General features: G+C 72.5%; 20 protein-coding genes. 10 read left to right on the forward strand and 10 right to left on the reverse strand.

What is annotated here, in order from left to right:
• The first annotated feature begins 94 nt into the window (after positions 1-94).
• Both Cch01nite_RS02515 and Cch01nite_RS02520 read left to right on the forward strand, forming a co-directional pair.
• On the forward strand, positions 95-724 hold the full coding sequence (locus Cch01nite_RS02515; protein WP_203748160.1) for a superoxide dismutase: 630 nt from the start codon (positions 95-97) through the stop codon (positions 722-724).
• Between the two features lie 75 nt (positions 725-799).
• The gene (locus Cch01nite_RS02520; protein WP_203748163.1) at positions 800-1,339 is read left to right on the forward strand and encodes a hypothetical protein; all 540 of its coding nucleotides are present in this window, start codon (positions 800-802) and stop codon (positions 1,337-1,339) included.
• 48 nt (positions 1,340-1,387) lie between these two features.
• Here the strand turns inward: Cch01nite_RS02520 and Cch01nite_RS02525 are convergent, their stop codons facing one another.
• The 3 genes from Cch01nite_RS02525 to ctaC are packed head-to-tail and all read right to left on the reverse strand — an operon-like array spanning position 1,388 to position 4,478.
• Entirely contained in the window at positions 1,388-1,786 is a 399-nt protein-coding gene (locus Cch01nite_RS02525; protein WP_203748166.1) for a cytochrome c oxidase subunit 4, read from the reverse strand.
• Entirely contained in the window at positions 1,783-3,597 is a 1,815-nt protein-coding gene (ctaD, locus tag Cch01nite_RS02530; protein ID WP_203748169.1) for an aa3-type cytochrome oxidase subunit I, read from the reverse strand. The genes Cch01nite_RS02525 and ctaD overlap by 4 nt, the downstream gene beginning before the upstream one ends.
• Positions 3,597-4,478 carry an aa3-type cytochrome oxidase subunit II gene (ctaC, locus tag Cch01nite_RS02535; RefSeq protein ID WP_203748171.1) on the reverse strand — a complete coding sequence of 294 codons (882 nt, stop codon included), beginning with the start codon at positions 4,476-4,478 and terminating at the stop codon, positions 3,597-3,599. The genes ctaD and ctaC overlap by 1 nt, the downstream gene beginning before the upstream one ends.
• 252 nt (positions 4,479-4,730) lie before the next feature.
• On the opposite strand from ctaC, the gene Cch01nite_RS02540 reads away from it, so the two are divergent.
• Positions 4,731-5,891 (forward strand): cysteine desulfurase family protein, encoded by a 1,161-nt coding sequence (locus Cch01nite_RS02540; RefSeq protein WP_239069883.1) that lies wholly within the window; start codon positions 4,731-4,733, stop codon positions 5,889-5,891.
• Positions 5,888-6,139 (forward strand): sulfurtransferase TusA family protein, encoded by a 252-nt coding sequence (locus Cch01nite_RS02545; RefSeq protein ID WP_203748178.1) that lies wholly within the window; start codon positions 5,888-5,890, stop codon positions 6,137-6,139. The genes Cch01nite_RS02540 and Cch01nite_RS02545 overlap by 4 nt, the downstream gene beginning before the upstream one ends.
• Before the next feature lie 59 nt (positions 6,140-6,198).
• On the opposite strand, the gene erpA is transcribed toward Cch01nite_RS02545, so the two are convergent.
• Positions 6,199-6,549 carry an iron-sulfur cluster insertion protein ErpA gene (gene erpA, locus Cch01nite_RS02550; RefSeq protein ID WP_203748181.1) on the reverse strand — a complete coding sequence of 117 codons (351 nt, stop codon included), beginning with the start codon at positions 6,547-6,549 and terminating at the stop codon, positions 6,199-6,201.
• 146 nt (positions 6,550-6,695) lie between these two features.
• Positions 6,696-7,877 (reverse strand): glycerate kinase family protein, encoded by a 1,182-nt coding sequence (locus Cch01nite_RS02555; protein WP_203748184.1) that lies wholly within the window; start codon positions 7,875-7,877, stop codon positions 6,696-6,698.
• Positions 7,878-7,969: 92 nt separating this feature from the next.
• On the opposite strand from Cch01nite_RS02555, the gene nadA reads away from it, so the two are divergent.
• The 3 genes from nadA to Cch01nite_RS02570 are packed head-to-tail and all read left to right on the forward strand — an operon-like array spanning position 7,970 to position 10,353.
• Positions 7,970-9,169: a quinolinate synthase NadA gene (gene nadA, locus Cch01nite_RS02560; protein ID WP_373309764.1), complete on the forward strand. Its 1,200-nt coding sequence runs from the start codon at positions 7,970-7,972 to the stop codon at positions 9,167-9,169.
• A gap of 11 nt (positions 9,170-9,180) precedes the next feature.
• Entirely contained in the window at positions 9,181-9,780 is a 600-nt protein-coding gene (locus Cch01nite_RS02565; RefSeq protein WP_203748191.1) for a DJ-1/PfpI family protein, read from the forward strand.
• 45 nt (positions 9,781-9,825) lie between these two features.
• A complete protein-coding gene (locus Cch01nite_RS02570; RefSeq protein ID WP_203748194.1) occupies positions 9,826-10,353 on the forward strand; it encodes an acyl-CoA thioesterase in 528 nt (175 codons plus the stop codon).
• Between the two features lie 10 nt (positions 10,354-10,363).
• Here Cch01nite_RS02570 and Cch01nite_RS02575 read toward each other — a convergent pair whose 3' ends face one another.
• Complete coding sequence (locus tag Cch01nite_RS02575; RefSeq protein ID WP_239069785.1) at positions 10,364-11,752, reverse strand: dipeptidase; 1,389 nt, start codon at positions 11,750-11,752, stop codon at positions 10,364-10,366.
• Positions 11,753-11,784: 32 nt separating this feature from the next.
• On the opposite strand from Cch01nite_RS02575, the gene Cch01nite_RS02580 reads away from it, so the two are divergent.
• Together Cch01nite_RS02580 and Cch01nite_RS02585 are read left to right on the forward strand one after the other, a co-directional pair.
• Positions 11,785-12,375 (forward strand): DUF3043 domain-containing protein, encoded by a 591-nt coding sequence (locus Cch01nite_RS02580; protein WP_203748197.1) that lies wholly within the window; start codon positions 11,785-11,787, stop codon positions 12,373-12,375.
• 20 nt (positions 12,376-12,395) lie between these two features.
• Positions 12,396-13,403 carry an aldo/keto reductase family protein gene (locus tag Cch01nite_RS02585; RefSeq protein ID WP_203748200.1) on the forward strand — a complete coding sequence of 336 codons (1,008 nt, stop codon included), beginning with the start codon at positions 12,396-12,398 and terminating at the stop codon, positions 13,401-13,403.
• Between the two features lie 52 nt (positions 13,404-13,455).
• Here the strand turns inward: Cch01nite_RS02585 and yczE are convergent, their stop codons facing one another.
• Positions 13,456-14,142 (reverse strand): membrane protein YczE, encoded by a 687-nt coding sequence (yczE, locus tag Cch01nite_RS02590; RefSeq protein WP_203748203.1) that lies wholly within the window; start codon positions 14,140-14,142, stop codon positions 13,456-13,458.
• A complete protein-coding gene (locus Cch01nite_RS22890) occupies positions 14,139-14,264 on the reverse strand; it encodes a hypothetical protein (protein ID WP_275407160.1) in 126 nt (41 codons plus the stop codon). The genes yczE and Cch01nite_RS22890 overlap by 4 nt, the downstream gene beginning before the upstream one ends.
• 121 nt (positions 14,265-14,385) lie before the next feature.
• On the opposite strand from Cch01nite_RS22890, the gene yczR reads away from it, so the two are divergent.
• A complete protein-coding gene (gene yczR / locus Cch01nite_RS02595) occupies positions 14,386-15,843 on the forward strand; it encodes a MocR-like transcription factor YczR (protein WP_203748206.1) in 1,458 nt (485 codons plus the stop codon).
• Positions 15,844-15,858: 15 nt separating this feature from the next.
• Here the strand turns inward: yczR and Cch01nite_RS02600 are convergent, their stop codons facing one another.
• Both Cch01nite_RS02600 and Cch01nite_RS02605 read right to left on the reverse strand, forming a co-directional pair.
• Positions 15,859-15,999: a hypothetical protein gene (locus tag Cch01nite_RS02600; protein ID WP_308439190.1), complete on the reverse strand. Its 141-nt coding sequence runs from the start codon at positions 15,997-15,999 to the stop codon at positions 15,859-15,861.
• 65 nt (positions 16,000-16,064) lie between these two features.
• Entirely contained in the window at positions 16,065-17,129 is a 1,065-nt protein-coding gene (locus Cch01nite_RS02605; protein WP_203748212.1) for a quinone-dependent dihydroorotate dehydrogenase, read from the reverse strand.

The raw sequence follows: 17,129 nt of genomic DNA on the forward strand, positions 1-17,129 counted from the left end.
CGGGCGGCTCGCCGTTGACGGCGAGCCGCCCGCTTCGTCTATCCCCCGCAGCCGTGGCAGACGGTCGCGGCCTGAGCAGGAGAGGTACTCACGCATGGCTGACTACTCGCTTCCGGACCTGCCCTACGACTACGCGGCTCTCGAGCCGCACATCTCGGGGCGGATCATGGAGCTGCACCATGACAAGCACCACGCCGCCTACGTGACGGGCGCCAACACCGCCCTCGAGAAGCTCGCGGCCGCCCGTGAGGCCGACGACTTCGCCGCGGTGAACCTGCACGAGAAGAACCTGGCGTTCAACCTGGGCGGTCACGTCAACCACTCCGTCTTCTGGCAGAACCTCTCCCCCGAGGGCGGCGACCGCCCGACGGGCGAGCTGGCGGCCGCGATCGACGAGTTCTTCGGCTCGTTCGAGGCCTTCCAGAAGCACTTCGCCGCGAACGCGCTCGGCATCCAGGGCTCCGGCTGGTCCATCCTCGCGTGGGACTCGATCGGCTCGAAGCTGGTCGTCGTGCAGCTCTACGACCAGCAGAGCAACATCGCGCTGGGCCTGGTCCCGGTCGTGGTCCTCGACATGTGGGAGCACGCGTTCTACCTCGACTACGTCAACGTCAAGGCGGACTACGTCAAGGCGTGGTGGAACATCGTGAGCTGGACGGACGCCGCCGCGCGGTTCGACCGGGCCCGCACCCAGACGTCGGGTCTCATCGTCCCGTCGCTCTGAGTCGTCACACGACACCGCCGGAGGGCCGTCCGCACGTGCGGGCGGCCCTCCGCGCATTCACCGGAGGTGGTGGCCGTGCCGTCCGCGTACGCCCGCACCGAGCGTGAGCGCCGGTTCCTGTGCGCCGCTCCCCCACCCACCGCCGACGTGGTCCGGCGCCGGCTGATCGTCGACCGCTACCTGGACGGCACGCGGTTGCGGCTGCGCCGGGTCGAGGAGCTCGACGCGTCGGGTCCTCCTGTGCACAAGCTCACGCAGAAGCTGCCGGGTGTGCCCTGGGGCGAGCTGACGACGATCTACGTCTCGGAGCACGAGTTCGCGCTGCTGAGCGAGCTGCCGGCCGCGACGCTCGTGAAGGAGCGGTCGGTCGTTCCTCCACTGGGGTACGACGTGTGTTCCTCGGCGCTCTCGACGGGCTCGTCCTCGCCGAGGCGCTGTTCCCCGACGACGCGTCGGCCGCCGCCTACCGACCGCCCGTGGGCCTGTGCGAGGTCACGGACGACGTCCGATTCTCCGGGTGGGGTGCTCGTCCGCAACGGCCCTCGGGACATCCTGGAGACGGCGCAGGAGGTCTTGCGCGGCCACGGGCTCCACAGCGACCCCAGGGACGACTGAGGGGCTGTCAGACGCGTGTGGCGTCCGACAGCCCCTCAGGGCGATGCGTCAGTGGGCGTGCTGCCCGCGGGAGAACTCGAACACCCAGCCGACGAGGGCGATGACACCGAGCGCGAGACCGATGTACGACAGCCAGAACCCGACGGCCATGCCCGCGAAGACGATGGCGGCGGCGACGCCGATGACCAGCGGCCACCAGCTCCACGGGCTGTAGACGCCCTGGTCGCCGGCGCCCTGCTCGATCTCGCCGAGCTCGTCGTCCTCGGGACGCGGGTCGATGCGACGCGACAGGAGCGCGAAGTACGCGCCGATCATCCCGACGAGACCGCCGACGAGCGGGATACCGATCATCCCGACCGGCTCACCGCCGCTCCACCAGGCGTAGATCAGGCCCACGGGGACGAAGAAGAGCACCCCGTACAGGAAGAGCTTGGTCTCGAGCCTCACCGGTCGTTCTCCTCGTCGGGCTGGTCGGCGGGACGGTCCTCCACGATGGTCGCGGTGGACTGCTCGGGCTCGGCGGTACCGGTGGCGACACGGTCGGCGGCGGCAGTGGTCTCACCGCGCCGGTCGGCCTCCCAGTCGAGGAGCCCGGTGTTCGGCTCGACGTGGTCCATCGCCGCGACCTCCGGGTGGTGCAGGTCGAACGCAGGCCGCTCGGAGCGGATGCGGGGCAGCGACGTGAAATTGTGCCGCGGCGGCGGGCAGCTGGTCGCCCACTCGAGCGAGGCGCCGTAGCCCCACGGGTCGTCGACCGTCACGAGCGGGGCGTTGCGCCACGTCGTGTAGACGTTCCACAGGAACGGCAGCGTGGACGAGGCGAGGATGAACGCGCCCACGGTGGACACCTGGTTCATCCACGTGAAGCCGTCGTCGGGCGAGTAGTCCGCGTACCGACGGGGCATGCCCTTGACGCCCAGCCAGTGCTGGATGAGGAACGTGGTGTGGAACCCGATGAACAGCAGCCAGAAGTGGATCTTGCCGAGCCGCTCGTCGAGCATCCGGCCCGTCATCTTGGGCCACCAGAAGTAGAAGCCCGCGAACATCGCGAACACGACCGTGCCGAACACGACGTAGTGGAAGTGCGCCACCACGAAGTACGAGTCGGACAGGTGGAAGTCGAGCGTCGGGCTGGACAGGATGATGCCCGTCAGACCGCCGAACAGGAACGTGACGAGGAACCCGATCGTCCACAGCATCGGCGTGTCGAACGTGAGCTTGCCGCGCCACATCGTGCCGATCCAGTTGAAGAACTTCACACCGGTCGGGACCGCGATGAGCATCGTCATGAACGAGAAGAACGGCAGCAGCACCGACCCGGTGACGTACATGTGGTGCGCCCACACGGTCACGGACAGGGCGGCGATCGCGATCGTGGCGTAGACGAGGCCCTTGTAGCCGAAGATCGGCTTGCGGCTGAAGACGGGCAGGATCTCGGTCACGATGCCGAAGAACGGCAGCGCGATGATGTAGACCTCGGGGTGCCCGAAGAACCAGAACAGGTGCTGCCAGAGGATGGCGCCGCCGTTGTCCGGGTTGAACACCTGCGCGCCGAGGCGGCGGTCGGCGCCGAGCGCGAACAGCGCAGCGGCCAGCGGCGGGAACGCCATGAGGACCAGCAGCGACGTCACCAGGGTGTTCCAGGTGAAGATCGGCATCCGGAACATCGTCATGCCGGGGGCGCGCATGGTGACGATCGTGGTGATGAAGTTGACCGCACCGAGGATCGTGCCGAAACCGGCGAGCGCGAGCCCGAACACCCACAGGTCGCCGCCGAGACCGGGCGAGTACACGGTGTCGGAGAGCGGGGCGTAGGCGAACCAGCCGAACGACGCGGCACCCTGCGGCGTGAAGAAGCCGGCGCCGGCGATCGTGCCGCCGAAGAAGAAGAACCAGTACGCGACCATGTTGAGCCGCGGGAACGCCACGTCGGGCGCACCGATCTGCAGCGGCATGATCACGTTCGCGAACCCGGCGAACAGCGGCGTCGCGAACAGCAGCAGCATGATCGTGCCGTGCATCGTGAACGCCTGGTTGTACTGCTCACGGGACTGGAACACGTCCATCCCGGGGGCGAACAGCTCGGCGCGGATCAGCAGCGCGAGGATGCCGCCGATCGCGAACCAGACGAACGACGTGATCAGGTAGAGGTACCCGATCGTCTTGTGGTCGGTCGAGGTGATCCACTTGATCACCGTGCGACCCAGCGTCTGGCGCGAGGGCGCCAGGCCGGGGATGTGCTCCGCGACGGCGGCCATCAGTTCTCACCTTCCTGCGGGACCTCGGCCAGGTCCTGCTGGCGGCTGTACTCGAGACCGAGCGCCCCCTCCTGGCCCTTGTCCTTGAGCTCCTGGATGTGCTTGTCGTAGTCGTCACGGCTCACGACGTTGACGTTGAACAGCATCGACGAGTGGTACTCGCCGCAGAGCTCGGCGCACTTGCCCTCGTACAGGCCGATCTCGGTCGGCGTGACCTGGAAGGTGTTCGTCTTGCCCGGGATGATGTCCATCTTGTAGAGGAACGACGGCACCCAGAACGAGTGGATGACGTCCCGCGAGTCCAGCGTGAACTCGACCTTCTCGTCGACCGGGAGCCACAGCGTCACCTGGTCGCGGAGCACGCCGGTGCCGGCGGAGCCGACGTCCTGCGCGTGCTGGCCGGTCTCGTACGCGTCGTCGTCGAGGTAGTTGAAGTCCCAGCTCCACTGCTTGCCGATGACCTGGACGTGGTTCTGCGCCGGCGCGGACGTGTCCTGGATCGCCGTGGTGTCCCGGTTCGTGAAGTAGAACAGGACGCCCACCATGATGATCGGCAGGATCACGTACATGACCTCGAGCGGGACGTGGTAGCGCAGCTGCACGGGCAGCGTGCTGTCGTTCTTCCGCTTCCGGTAGACCGCGACGCACCACAGGATCAGGCCCCACGTGATGAGACCGACGATCAGTGCGGCGATCCAGGACCCGACCCACAGGTTCACGATCCGGGCGGTCTGGTCGGTGACCTCAGCATCAGAGTTGCCGGGCAGCCAGCCGCGCTCGACCTCGGCGGAGCAACCGCTGAGGGCGACCGCGACGACGGCTGCGAGTCCGGCCCACTTCAGGGCCGGACGACGCGTCCGGCGGGGGGTGTCCGGGTGCACAGGGGACCTCTCACTCGCTGTCCCGTCAGCGTGCCCACCTGGTACTGGAGACACCACCCGGGACCTTCGTCCTCGACCTGAGCAGCCTAGCGTGCCGACCACCGCGTTTCGTGCGGACGACACCGGATGGCGACGCGGTGTCAGCACCGTCACACGGCGAGCACATCCGGGAGCGGCGCTCCCGGCTGCGGCAGGGCGGACTACCGTGCGGGGGTGACGCCTCAGCACGACGACCGCCCGGCCCCCGCGGGTGTGACGCACGCCACGCCGCCCGAGGCTGCTGTCCGCACGTTCCTCGACGCCGGCGGCAGGGCGCCGCTGCTCCCGCAGGCTCGCGCCGCGTACGTCGAGGCGCTCGACCAGGGCTGGGCGGACCCCCGGCGGCTGCACACAGAGGGCCGGCGGGCACGCATGCTGCTCGACGGCGCCCGCGAGGCGATCGCGTCCGTCGTCGGCGCTCGCACCGAGGACGTCGACCTGGCGCCGTCGCACACGGCCGCGCTGCACTCCGCGGTCCTCACGGCCGCCGCCGGTCGTCGCCGGACCGGGAGCCAGGTCGTGGTCAGCGCCGTCGAGCGCGCCGCGGTGCTCGCCGCCGCGGACCGGGTCGGGGCGGACGCCCGGCTGACGGTCCCGGTCGACGGGCTCGGCCGGGTCAACCTCGACGCGTTCACCACCGCCGTGGCACGCCCCGGCGTCGCGCTGGCCGCGCTGCAGCACGCGAACGGCGAGGTCGGCACCCTCCAACCGGTGCCCGAGGCGTACGACGCCGCACGACGCGCGGGCGTGCCGCTGCTCGTCGACGCCGGGGCGAGCCTCGGTCACGTCGCCGTGGGACCCGAGTGGGACCTGCTCGCGGGCGACGCGGGCGACTGGGGCGGCCCGGCCGGGATCGGCGTCCTCGTCACCCGGCGTGGCGTCCGCCGCTCCCCTGACCGGCCCGACGACGAGGACCGCTGGTTCCCCGGCGGCGTGAGCGTGCCCGCCGCGCTGTCGGCCGCCGTCGCGTTGCAGGTCGCCGAGGCGAGCCGGCCGACGGACGACGTGCTCCGGCGCACGCTCGTGGACCGGGTCCGGCACCGGGTCGGCGCGGACGTGCCCGACGTCGAGGTGGTGGGCGACCCCGTCGAGCGGCTCCCCCACGTCGTGACGTTCTCCTGCTTGTACGTCGACGGCGAGGCGCTCGTCGGCGGCCTCGACGCGCTCGGGTTCGCCGTCGGGTCGGGCTCGGCGTGCACGTCGAGCGCGCTCGAGCCGAGCCACGTGCTGGCCGCGATGGGCGTGCTCACGCACGGCAACGTGCGGCTCGGCCTCCCCCGGGGCGTCACGGCGCAGGACGTCGACCGCTTCCTCGTGGCGCTGCCGGCAGTCGTCGGGCAGGTGCGGGACGCGTTCGGGGTGGCGGGCCTGTGACGGCGCCGGCGGGCGGGGCGCACGGCGGCCCGGTCGTCGTCGACGCCCGTGGCCTGCGGTGCCCCGCCCCCGTGATCCGCCTGGCGCGGGCCGCGCGCGACTCCCCCGCGGGCACCGAGCTCACGGTCCTCGCGACCGACCCGGCCGCGGTCCACGACGTCCCCGCGTGGGCGCGGATGCGCGGTCACGAGCTCGTCTCCTCGGCCGAGGACGACGGGGTGCACACGATCACGGTCCGGACGCGCTGACCGCGGGACGACGATGGGCCCGGCACCGAGTGACCGGTGCCGGGCCCATCGCGCTCAGGTCAGCTGAACGAGCCGCCGCACGCGCAGGCGCTGCCCGCGTTCGGGTTGTCGATCGTGAAGCCCTGCTTCTCGATCGTGTCCGCGAAGTCGATCGTGGCGCCCTCGAGGTACGGGACGCTCATGCGGTCCACGACGACCTCGACGCCGTCGTAGTCCTTGAGGGCGTCGCCGTCGAGCACGCGCTCGTCGAAGTACAGCTGGTAGATGAGGCCGGAGCAGCCGCCGGGCTGGACGGCGACGCGCAGACGCAGGTCGTCGCGGCCCTCCTGCTCGAGCAGGCTGCGCACCTTGGACGCGGCCACGTCCGTGAGCAGGACGCCGTGCGTCGCGGTCTCGGTGGTCTCGCTCATCGTCACTCCAGTTCGTCTCACGAGGGCTGCCCGACGTGACGTCGGCGCCGGGGCGCCATCCTCACGTCAACCCTGCCCAACAGCGGCGGGCGTGCAGATGTTCCCGGCCAGCGTACGACCACGCGGGCGGGATGCCCGTACCGGCGTCACCGTGACCACGTGCGTGCCACGCGCAGCGCACGCTCGTGGAGCGAGCCGACCGGGTCGGCGAGGGCGGCCTCGACGTCGGCCGGACGCTCGGCGACGGCGTAGGCGGCGGCGATCCCCGCGGCGGACAGCTCGCGCCGACCGACGAGCACCTCGCCCGCGAGCACGATCGTCGGCACCCCGTGGGCGAGCGCGCGCGACGCCACCTCCGCGGCGACCTTCCCGTGCAGCGACTGCCAGTCGAACCGCCCCTCACCAGTCACGACGACGTCGGCGGCGGCGAGGCGGGCGTCCAGCCCGGTGCGGTCCGCGACGAGGGCAGCCCCCGGCACCAGGCGGCCGCCGAGCAGGGAGAGACCGAACCCGAGGCCCCCGGCGGCTCCGGCACCCGCCGCCGACACGAGCCGTGAGGTCGCAGACGTCGGCCTGGACCCCGAGAGCAGGTCGGGCCGCAGCACGTCGGCGAGCGCGCCCGTCGCGGCGTGCGCGAAATCACCCAGGGCACGCTCGAGGTCCTGGGCCTGCTCGGGTGTGGCGCCCTTCTGCGGCGCGAACCCCGCCGACGCCCCCTGCAGGCCGAGCAGCGGGACGTCGACGTCGGTCGCGACGACGAGCTCGACGCCCGACCACCCGGCACGGACGGGCGCCAGGTCCGCGAGGTCCGTCTGCGTGATCCCGGCGAGCGCTCCCCCACCGCCGGCGAGGCGCTCGGGGAGACCGAGGGCCGCGAGCATGCCCGCGCCGGCGTCGTTCGTCGCGGAGCCACCGAGACCGACGACGACCCGCTCGGCGCCGGTCCGCCGCGCGGCGAGCAGGAGGTCGCCGACGCCGCGCGACGTGGTGCGCGTCGGGTCCCGGCGGTCGACCGGCACGAGCGGGAGCCCGACCGCGTGCGCCGACTCCACGTACACCGTGCGACCCGACGGGCCGTCGACCACCAGGAGCGCCGCCGGGACGGGATCGCCCAGCGGGCCCGCGACCGTCAGCGCGACGAGGTCGCCGCCGAGCGTCGCGCGGAGCGTGTCGACGAAGCCGGGACCACCGTCGGCGAGCGGGCACGTGCGCACGTCGTCCTCCGGTGCCGCCTCACGCCACGCCGAGGCGATCGCGTCCGCCGCCTGCGCCGCGGTGAGGCTCGAGCCGAAGCTGTCAGGGGCGATGAGCACGTGCACGCCGTGCATCGTGGCACGTCGCGCGCCGACGACCGCGGGGCGCGCTGCCGGGGCGACCGATCTCGCACCGACGCCGTTGTGCGAGGATCGACCCCGTGAGCCTGACGACTCCCACGCCCCGCACGTTCGCCGAGCCGGCCCCGTCCGCGCTGCTGCTCCTCGGACGGGGCGTCGACCTCGCATCGGAACGTGGCGTGGAGTGCGTCGGCGACCTGCCGGCGGCCAGCGACCCCGACCTCGTCGAGCGGGCACGCGCCGCGCGCGCCGCGCTGGGCGACCGGGCGTTCGTGCTCGGCCACCACTACCAGCGCGACGAGGTCATCCAGTTCGCCGACGTCACGGGCGACTCGTTCAAGCTCGCGCGCGAGGCCGCGGCCCGTCCGGAGGCCGAGTTCGTCCTCTTCTGCGGCGTGCACTTCATGGCCGAGTCGGCGGACATCCTCACGTCGGACGCGCAGCAGGTGATCCTCCCCGACCTCGCCGCGGGCTGCTCGATGGCCGACATGGCCGCGATCGACCAGGTCGAGGACGCGTGGGACGTGCTCGTCGACGCCGGGGTCGCCGAGCAGACCGTGCCCGTGACCTACATGAACTCGACGGCCGCCATCAAGGCGTTCACCGGACGGCACGGCGGGACGGTGTGCACGTCGTCGAACGCGCACGTGGCCCTGCGGTGGGCGTTCGACCAGGTCGGCGGGCTCGACGGCACCGGGAAGGTGCTGTTCATGCCCGACCAGCACCTGGGCCGCAACACCGCCGTGCGTCTGCTCGGACTGCCGCTCGAGGCGTGCGTGGTGTTCGACCCGCGCAAGCCCGGTGGTGGGTTGACCGTGCAGGAACTGCGGGACGCCCGGATGATCCTGTGGCGTGGCCACTGCTCGGTGCACGGCCGGTTCTCGCCGCGCAACGTCTCCGACATCCGCGCGGCGGTCCCGGACGTGACCGTGCTCGTGCACCCGGAGTGCCAGCACGAGGTCGTCAACGCCGCGGACATGGTGGGGTCGACGGAGTACATCATCCAGGCGCTCGACGCGGCTGCGCCCGGCTCGTCGTGGGCGATCGGCACCGAGCTCAACCTGGTGCGGCGCCTCGCGAACGCGCACCCCGACAAGCAGATCCACTACCTGGACTCGACGGTGTGCTTCTGCTCGACGATGAACCGCATCGACCTGCCGCACCTCGTCTGGGCGATGGAGTCGCTCGCCGCCGGACGGGTGGTCAACCGGATCGTCGTCGATGCCGACGACGCGCACTGGGCTCGCGTCGCCCTCGACCAGATGCTCGCGCTGCCGGGGTACTGAGGGGGTACTGGGTGAACACGGGCAGTCACCTGCGGGTCGGCCTGTTCGTCTTCGACGGCGCCGAGGAGCTCGACGTCGTCGGTCCCTACGACGTGCTGGCGTCGTGGGCCCAGCACTCGGCGCTGCACCCGGAGGTCGTGACGTTCTCGACGGACGGGGCGGGCGTGCGCTGCGCCAAGGGCCTGTGCCTGGTCCCGGACCGGAGCGCGGACGAGGTGGGCCCGCTGCACGTGCTCCTGTACCCGGGTGGTCAGGGCACGCGCGCGCTGGCGGCCGACCCGGAGCACCTCGAGTGGGTGCGGCGCATGCGTGCGACCACTCCCCTGCTCGTCTCGGTCTGCACGGGAGCGCTCGTGTACGCGGCCGCCGGCCTGCTGTCGGGCCGTCCCGCGACCACGCACTGGGCGGCGTTCGACGAGCTCGCGACGTTCGACCCGAGCGTGCTCGCGGACACCGAGGCGCGGTTCGTCGACGACGGCGACGTCATCACGTCGGCCGGCGTGTCCGCGGGCATCGACATGGCACTCCATCTCGTGGCGCGGCTCGAGTCGGTCGACATGGCCCGGGGCGTCCGGCGAGGTATCCAGTACGACCCCGCGCCGCCCGTCTGACCGAGTCTCAGGCGGACCTCAGTTACTCGTCAGTAGCATCGACGGGTGATCCGCACCCTCCAGCTCGCGCTCGCCACCTGGCGCCCTCGTCCGGCGATCCCCGGCCAGGGGCTGCTCGACCCGTCCGTCACGCGGCTGCGCGTGCACCTCGGCGACCTCGACCTGTACCGGCACGTCAACAACGGCGTGTACCTGCAGATGATGGACGTCGGCCGCAGCAACCTGCTCGCCGACCTCGGTGCGTACGGCCTGCTCGCGGACCGCGGCTGGTTCCCGGTCGTCGCCGCGTCCACCATCAAGTACCGGCGGTCCCTGACGTTCGGGCAGCGTTTCGACCTCACGTCGCGCGTGCTCGGCTGGGACGCCCGGGTCGTCTACCTCGAGCAGACCTTCACGCTGCGCGGCGAGCACGTCGCCCGCGGCGTCGTGGCGGGACGGTTCCTCGGGCGGGACGGCGAACGCGTCGCGGCGACCGACGTCGTCACGCTCCTGGCAGGCGGCGAGGCGACGAGTCCCGAGCTACCCGAGGACGTCGCCACGTGGGCACGCGCCGTGGACGTCGCCGCCCGCTGACGCCGGCAGGTCACCCCTGCGCGAGCCGCTCCAGCAGCAGCGCCTCGGCCAGCACGACCCGCTCGAGCTCGCCCAGGTCCACCGACTCGTTCGCCCCGTGCGCACGACTGTCGGGGTCCTGCACGCCGGTGACGAGGATCGCGGCGTCCGGGAACACCTCGAGCAGGTCCGCGATGAACGGGATCGAGCCTCCGATGCCGATGTCGACCGGCTCGGTGCCCCACGACCGCGCGAACGCCCAGCGCGCCGCCTGCATGGCCGTCGAGTCGAGCGGCGCCTGGAACGGCTTGCCCTGCTCGCCGTCGGTGACGGTGACCTGCGCGCCGAACGGCGCGTGCTCGACGAGGTGACGGCGGACGGCGTCCATCGCGGCCGCCGGGTCCTGACCTGGTGCGATGCGGACCGACAGCTTCGCCGTCGCACGCGGCGTCAGCGTGTTCGACGCGCTCGCCACGCGGGGCGCGTCGAGCCCGATCACGGAGATCGCGGGCCTGGTCCACAGCCGGGCCGTGAGCGGGCCGGTCCCGGCCAGCTCCACACCGTCCAGGGCGCCGGAGTCGGCGCGGAACGCGTCCTCGTCGTAGTCGACCGACGGGTCGGGTGCGCGCACGAGCCCCGCGACGGCCACGTCGCCGTGCTCGTCGTGCAGGGTGGCGACCAGCCGTGCCAGGAGCGTCGGTGCGTCGAGCAGCGGGCCGCCGAACTGGCCCGAGTGGACGGCATGGTGCAGCGCGGCGACCTCGACGGTGCAGTCCACGAGCCCCCGCAGGGACGTCGTGAGCCCGGGGACACCGACGGCCCAGTTCGCCGAGTCGGCGACCACGATGACGTCCGCCTGGAGCAGGTCGCGGTGCGCGTGCAGGAAGGCCGTGAACGTCGGCGAGCCGATCTCCTCTTCGCCCTCGACGAAGACCGTCACGCCGACGCCCAGCTCGTCACCGAGCACGCGCAGCGCCCCGAGGTGCGCGACGACCCCCGCCTTGTCGTCCGCCGAGCCTCGGCCGTAGAGCCGGCCGTCGCGCTCGGTCGGCTCGAACGGCGGCGAGACCCAGTCGGCGTCGTCGCCCGGCGGCTGGACGTCGTGGTGGGCGTAGAGCAGGACCGTCGGCGCACCCTCCGGGGCGGGCCGGCGCGCGACGACCGCGGGCGCACCGGCCCGGCCGTCGGGGGTCGACGCCGTGAGGATCCGCACGTCGTCGAGGCCGGCGCCGCGCAGCAGTTCGGCGACGGCCGTCGCGCTCGCGTCGACGTGGGCCTGGTCGAACTCGGTGTTCGAGACGCCCGGGATGCGCACCAGCGCCTCCAGGTCGGACCTCAGTGCGGGGAAGGCGTCGGCGGTGCGGGTGCGGAGGGTCTCGACGCGGTCGGCGTCGATCCCGGCAGGCGTCGGAGCGGTCACGGGCTGTCACGCTACTCGACTACCCTGACAGGGTGTTCGGACGCAGCAACGACCCGCAGGACGCGACGCCGGTGACGGCGCAGGCCACCCCGTCTCCCGACGGCAAGGGGCGCCCCACGCCCAAGCGCAAGGAGGCCGAGGCCGCGAACAAGCGTCCCCTCGTCCCCACCGACCGCAAGGCGGCGGGCAAGGCGGGCCGTCAGCAGGCCAAGGAGCAGCGCGACCGCGAGTACCGGGCGATGCAGACGGGCGACGAGCGGTTCATGCCGGCGAAGGACCGCGGGCCGCAGCGACGGTTCGTCCGCGACTGGGTGGACGCGCGGTGGAACCTGGCCGAGCTGATCCTGCCGGCCGCCGCCGTGCTGCTCGTCGTGCAGCTCACGCTGAGCAAGGCCGCGCCGCTGCTCGCCGCGCTGGCGATCCTCGTCCTGTACGTCTTCGTGCTCGCCGCGATCGTCGACGGCTGGCTCATGTGGCGGAGGCTGAAGAAGGCGTTCGCCGCGAAGTTCGGCATCGACGCGCCGCCCAAGGGCACGATGTCGTACGCGCTGATCCGCACGTTCCAGATCCGCCCGTCGCGCATGCCCAAGCCTCAGGTGAAGCACGGCCAGCGGCCCTCCTGAGCCGACATAGGGTTGAGCCCATGGTTGCTTACCGTCACCTGGGCCGATCCGGCCTCAAGATCACCGAAATCACCTACGGCAACTGGCTCACCCACGGCTCGCAGGTCGAGAACGACACCGCCAAGGCGTGCGTGCGCGCGGCGCTCGACGTCGGCATCACGAGCTTCGACACCGCCGACGTGTACGCCAACACCAAGGCGGAGAGCGTCCTCGGCGAGGCACTGAAGGGTGAGCGGCGCCAGTCGCTCGAGATCTTCACGAAGGTCTTCTGGCCCACCGGCCCCGGCGGCGCCAACGACATGGGCTTGTCCCGCAAGCACATCATGGAGTCGATCGACGGCTCTCTTCAGCGGCTCCAGACCGACTACGTGGACCTGTACCAGGCCCACCGGTGGGACCACGCGACGCCGATCGAGGAGACGATGCAGGCGTTCGCCGACATCGTGCACGCCGGCAAGGCCCACTACATCGGCGTGTCCGAGTGGACGGCGGACCAGATCCGTCAGGGGCACGCGCTCGCTCAGGAGCTGCGGATCCCGTTCGTCTCGAACCAGCCCCAGTACTCGGCGCTCTGGCGTGTCATCGAGTCCGACGTCGTCCCCACGTCGGAGGAGCTGGGCCTGTCGCAGATCGTCTGGTCGCCCGTCGCGCAGGGCGTGCTCACGGGCAAGTACCAGCCCGGTCAGCCTGCGCCGGCCGGGTCGCGCGGCACGGACCAGAAGGGCGGCGCCCGAATGATCGGGCGCTTCCTGGAGAACCGGGAGGTGCTCGAGCGCGTCCAGCGGCTCCTCCCCGTCGCCCACGAGCTGGGCCTGACGATGGCGCAGCTGGCCGTCGCCTGGGTCCTGCAGAACACGAACGTCGCGGCCGCGATCATCGGCGCGTCCCGGCCCGAGCAGGTCGCGGAGAACGTCAAGGCGTCGGGCGTCGAGATCCCGGCCGAGCTCATGGCACGGATCGACGAGGTCCTCGGCGACTCTGTCGTGACCGACCCTGCCGAGACGGCGAAGAACTCGCCCTCGCGCTGACCTGTGCGACGACGGGCCCCGGACGGTGCGTCCGGGGCCCGTCGTCGTGCCATCAGCAGGCGGCCGGTTCGGGGTCCGCCCCTGCACCGGTCGCGACCGCAGGGAGCGCGACGTGCTCGACGGGAGCCATGGACGCCGGCGCGAGCGGGAGCGGGACCGTGAGCCGCGACAGGAAGACGTGCACCAGCGGTCCGACCCCGACGGCGTAGGCGACCGTGGCCAGGCCGACGGTCCCGCCGAGCACCCAGCCGGCGGCGACGACGAGCACCTCGATGCTGGTCCTGACGAGGCGCACCGAGCGGCCGGTCCGGGCGACGAGTCCGGTCATGAGCCCGTCCCTCGGTCCGGGCCCGAGCCGCGCACCGACGTACAGGCCGGTGGCGAGCGCGTTGAGCACGATCCCGGTGGCGGCCATGACGATCCGCACGGCGAGCGGCAGCGGGTCGGGCAGGCGGTCGAGGCCCGCGAGGAACGGGTCCACCAGCAGTCCGATCACGAGGACGTTGGCCACCGTCCCGACGCCGGGGCGCTGGCGCAGCGGGATCCAGCAGGCGAGGACGACCACGCTCGTCAGGAGCGTGATCGTGCCGAACGAGAGGCCGGTGTGGCGCGAGATGCCCTGGGTGAGCACGTCCCACGGCATGTTCCCGAGGCCGGCGTGCACGAGGAGGGCCATGGACGCCGCGTAGAGGACGAGTCCGCCGAGCAGCTGGGTGCCGCGACGGACCGGGGCCGTCACGCGTGCACCTGCGTGCTGCGCTCGATCTCCACGGTGGTCCCCTCTGCCCAGTCGTGCCGCGCTGCCGGCGGCAGGCGGTGCCCCCAGCCGTCCCGGGCCACGATCCTCACCAACGCCACCACCAGTCCGATTGTGCCTGCCACTCCGAGAAGGACGAGAGTGGCCCTCATCGTCGCGTCCATACGGAGGATTCTGGTGCGCAGTGGCCTCCCCTTGCATAGCCATTTCTGAGATAGTGGCTTCATGACGGTGACCGACCTGCCCACCGACCGCCGGATGGCGGGCGCACGCCTCGCGACCGTGCTCGGCGCCTGGCAACGATCCGGCCCCGCGTACATCGCGCTCGCCGACTCGCTGCGCGCCGCGATCCTGTCGGGTGCCGTGCCGCTGAGCACCCGCCTGCCGAGCGAGCGCGAGCTCGCCGAGTCGCTCGGCGTGTCGCGGACCACCACCACCGCGACGTACGACCTGCTGCGCGACGAGGGCTACCTCGTCAGCCGCCGCGGCTCCGGCACGGTGACCACGCTGCCGACCGGACCGGGCGCCCGCGCCGAGGCCCGGACCTGGGTGGAGGCCGACGACGACGCCGCCGACCTGTCGATCGCCGCCCCGTCCGCACCCTCCGCCCTGCACGGCGCGTACCTCGCGGCGCTCGACGCCCTTCCGCGCTACCTCGCCGGCACCGGCTACGCGCCGCTCGGCCTGCCCGTGCTGCGCGGCGCGATCGCCGACTGGTACACCGCACGCGGCACACCGACGACCCCGGACCAGGTCCTCGTCACGACGGGCGCCCAGCAGGCGATCCACCTGCTCGTCGCCGCGCACGCGTCGCCGGGCGACCGGGTGGTCGTCGAGCACCCCACGTACCCGCACGCGATCGACGTCGTCCGCCGCGCCGCCGCCCGCCCGGTGCCGGTGCCGAGCGGCGCCGACGGGCTCGACGTCGACCTCCTGGAGTCCACCGTCCGGCAGGTCGCCCCCCGCCTCGTCTACCTGATCCCCGACCACCGGAACCCGACGGGCACCAGCCTCGACACCGAGCAGCGCGAGCGGGTGCGCGCGATCGCCCGGCGGCACCGCACCGTCGTCGTCGGAGACGAGGTCCTCACCGAGCTGACGCTCGACGGCGCCGCCCCCGCACCGTTCGCCGGCGACGGCCGGGCCTCCGGTCTCGTCGTGTCGATCGGGTCGGCGTCGAAGGCCTTCTGGGGAGGTCTGCGCATCGGATGGATCCGCGCCCACCCCGACCTCGTCGCGCGGCTCGCGGCCGTGCGCGGCAACGTCGACATCGCCACGGCCGTCCTCGAGCAGCTGGTCGTCACCGAGCTCCTCGCCCACGCCGGCGACCTCCTGCCGCGACGTCGCGACGTCCTGCGCGAACGACGCGACCTGCTCGTCGGCCTGCTGGGTCAGCGGCTCCCGTCCTGGCGGGTCCCCGTGCCCGCCGGTGGGCTCTCGCTCTGGGTCGACCTCGGCGCACCTGTGTCGAGCGCCCTCGCCGCGGTGTCCGTCCGGCACGGCGTGCGCCTCGTCCCCGGTCCCGCGTTCGGCGTGGACGGCAGCTTCGAACGGCACCTGCGCCTGCCGTTCAGCGAGTCGCCCGAGACCCTCACCCGTGCGGTCACGGGGCTCGCCGACGCGTGGGAGAGCCTGGGCTCGGTGACGTCCACGCCCGGTTACGCGGTGCGCGCGGTCGTGTGAGTGGTTACCGCCAGCTCAGCGCAGCACGAGCGCCGCGGTGGCCTGCTCGCCGTCGTGCACCAGCGCGACGGAGTGCACACCCTGCTGGGCGAGCGACCGCCAGTGCTCCCCCAGCCACTGCTCGGCGTCGAACTGCGTCGTGAACACGGGGCTCACCGGGCGGTCCAACGCATCGCCCGAGGCGTCCTCGAACCGCCACTCCCACTGCGGACGGACGACCATCACACGGCCGCCGAGCTGCGGACGGACGCGCGGCGGGCCGCGTCCGAGGCGAGGGCCCGGGTGATCCGTGACGCCCACGCGGGTCCCCGGTAGACGAACCCGGTGTAGCCCTGGACGAGCGTCGCGCCGACCGCCAGGTACTCCCGGGCGTCGGCCGGGGTCGACACGCCGCCGACGCCGATGATCACGGCATCCGGACCGAGCCGGCTGCGCAGCCGGGCCACGACGTCGAGCCCGCGGGCGAGGACCGGTGGACCCGACAGCCCGCCCGGACCGAGGTCGTGCGCGATCGTCGTGTTCACCGCGACGACGCCGTCGAGCCCGAGCTCGGCGGCGAGCTCCGCGACCGCGTCGACGTCCTCGTCCGAGAGGTCGGGCGCGATCTTCACGAGCAGCGGCACCGGCGGGCGCGCGATCGCGGCGGTCGCCTCGTCGGCCGCGACCCGGGTGGCCTCGAGGATCGGTCGCAGCGCGGCCACCGACTGCAGGTCCCGCAGGCCCGGCGTGTTCGGCGACGAGACGTTGACGACCAGGTAGTCCGCGTACGGGGCCAGCCGTCCCGCGCTCGTCGCGTAGTCGGCCGGTGCCTGCTCGACCGGCGTGACCTTCGTCTTGCCGATGTTCACGCCGACGACCAGCCGGCGGCCTGCCGGGGTCGCACGCAGCCGCTGCAGGCGCTGCGCGACCGCCGCCGAGCCCTCGTTGTTGAAGCCCATCCGGTTGCGCAGCGCACGCTGCTCGACCACACGCCACAGCCGCGGCGGCTCGTTGCCGGGCTGCGGCTGGGCCGTCACGGTCCCGATCTCGACGAACCCGAAGCCGAGCATCGCGAGCCCCGCGACACCGGTCGCGTTCTTGTCGAAGCCGGCGGCGACGCCGAACGGGGCGGGGAACCGGCGACCCCACACCTCGACCGCGCCGCTCGTCGGCGGCGCGAAGACCCGCCGGACGACGTCGCGCAGGACCGGGACGCGCGCGACGCCACGGATCAGAGCGAAGGCCACCTCGTGGGCCTTCTCGGGGTCCATCCGTCGGAACACGAGGTCGAACAGCAGGCGGTACAC

Source organism: Cellulomonas chitinilytica (assembly GCF_016862675.1).
GTDB classification, from domain to species: Bacteria; Actinomycetota; Actinomycetes; order Actinomycetales; family Cellulomonadaceae; genus Cellulomonas; species Cellulomonas chitinilytica.

Coding starts and splice junctions, on each gene's coding strand:
- ctaD (WP_203748169.1), bottom strand. CDS start 3,597: ATGGCCGCCGTCGCGGAGCACATCCCCGGCCTGGCGCCCTCGCGCCAG.
- Cch01nite_RS02515 (WP_203748160.1), top strand. CDS start 95: ATGGCTGACTACTCGCTTCCGGACCTGCCCTACGACTACGCGGCTCTC.
- yczR (WP_203748206.1), top strand. CDS start 14,386: ATGACGGTGACCGACCTGCCCACCGACCGCCGGATGGCGGGCGCACGC.
- erpA (WP_203748181.1), bottom strand. CDS start 6,549: ATGAGCGAGACCACCGAGACCGCGACGCACGGCGTCCTGCTCACGGAC.
- Cch01nite_RS02585 (WP_203748200.1), top strand. CDS start 12,396: ATGGTTGCTTACCGTCACCTGGGCCGATCCGGCCTCAAGATCACCGAA.
- Cch01nite_RS02555 (WP_203748184.1), bottom strand. CDS start 7,877: ATGCACGGCGTGCACGTGCTCATCGCCCCTGACAGCTTCGGCTCGAGC.